This window comes from Stenotrophomonas sp. GbtcB23, from assembly GCF_019091045.1.
Lineage (GTDB): Bacteria > Pseudomonadota > Gammaproteobacteria > Xanthomonadales > Xanthomonadaceae > Stenotrophomonas > Stenotrophomonas rhizophila_A.
Genome location: NZ_JAGXKC010000129.1, coordinates 1 through 1,062, shown reverse-complemented (window position 1 = coordinate 1,062; position 1,062 = coordinate 1). Strand labels below are relative to the sequence as shown.

The following is a 1,062-nucleotide window of genomic DNA, read 5'->3' as shown; positions in this document are numbered from 1 at the left end:
TCGATGACAGGCTCAGTCGCAAGGCGCTGCCCCCCCAAGTCAATTCGATCGTGCTCTGAGGCTCGATAAGTCTTTGTGGTGGGCGCAGAGGTGGGCGGTGCGCTGAGAGACTGCCGCGGCGTTGGGATGACCGGTGCGCGGATGGGGGCTGGCCTTGGCGCTGGCGCTGGCGTGGTCCGGGCGGGAGCGGGCGGGGTGTAGGTCGCCGGCGGTGTGTAGGATCGGTAGGAGCTCCCCGAGCCGGACGAATGGGAACGGTGGGAGCTGTGCGAGCGATGCGAACTATGGCTCCGATGCCCGGCATAGAGGTTGTGCCGACCCGAGTTCAGCGACGAACTCAGGACAGTGGCGTATTTGCTGTCCATCTCCGACAGTGCCGACAGGTCCTGGGGTTTTTGGTTCGGCTCCGCCCCGAGTGCCCCCAGGGTCGCGCCCACAATCATCAATGCGCTGGACATGTCTCATTTTCCTTGACGGGGGCGACCGCGCGGCTGGTCCAAGCCGGCGTTACCCAAGAGAAGAAGCCGCCGCACTTGGACTTCACCGAACAGCTGGCGCAGGCGGGCAGATAGTCGTTCTTCCAGGTGGAGATGCTCTGGGCGGCATAGGGCCATAAGGAGCGGTCGATGGTGCACAGCGGAAGGTTGTAAAGCGACACGCCTATGCCGCTTGAATCGAACATGCCGACAGCTGCGGCCAGTTGGTCGCCGAAGTCAGCGGGGTCTGCCCACACGTCCGCGTAGTGCGCCTTGGCAAACCCGATTGGCTCGATGCCCATCAAAGCCACGTGCTCTACAAAGGGCAGGTTGCGTTGAATGTATCGAGCTATCTGCGGCAGCCGCTCGAAGGTGGGCCGGACCAGCACAACCCTGATCTCAATACGCTGCTTTGCCGCTTCTAGGGCATAAAGGCCCCGCAGGGTCTGAGCGAACGCCCCCTCGCTTTGGACCACGTAGTCGTGGAGCCCGTAATGGTCGCCGTAGAGGGGAATGCCCCAGCTGAGGTTGGGGTGGAGTCCTTTAAAGCGACTGTGCAGGGTTGACCCGTCCAAGAGGCGGCCGT

Annotated in this window: 1 pseudogene; it reads right to left on the bottom strand. The window is 63.2% G+C overall.

The annotated features are described in order from the left end of the window. Positions 1-442 precede the first annotated feature (442 nt). Positions 443-1,062, bottom strand: a pseudogene (locus KVS69_RS18375) (His-Xaa-Ser system radical SAM maturase HxsC); the annotation flags it as partial.